Origin of the sequence: Halorubrum sp. SP9, from assembly GCF_005435015.1 — an archaeon.
GTDB lineage: Archaea > Halobacteriota > Halobacteria > Halobacteriales > Haloferacaceae > Halorubrum > Halorubrum sodomense.
In genome coordinates this window covers 1-210 of the sequence record NZ_SGXU01000819.1, presented here as the reverse complement: position 1 = coordinate 210, position 210 = coordinate 1, and the positions used below count along the sequence as shown (strand labels likewise).

At 71.4% G+C, this 210-nt stretch carries 1 protein-coding gene; it reads left to right on the top strand.

The window, feature by feature from the left end; all coding sequences use genetic code 11:
* A partial coding sequence (locus tag EXE45_RS19415) for a metal ABC transporter solute-binding protein, Zn/Mn family (RefSeq protein WP_158294373.1) occupies nt 1–210 on the top strand: 210 nt, incomplete at both ends.

Sequence of the window (210 nt, the reverse complement as noted above, 5' to 3'; positions counted from 1 at the left end):
AAAGGTCGCCGAGGGGACCCCGCTGACCGTCGAGAACCTCGTTCCGACGGGGCTCCACGGCCACGGCTGGGAGCCGAACGCGAGCATCACGCGGCGGATCGTCGAGGCGGACGCGTTCGTCCACGTCGGCGAGGACTTCCAGCCGTGGGCCGACCGCGCCATCCGGACGGTCGAGGCCGACGGGACGGACACGGCCTTGATAAACGCCCG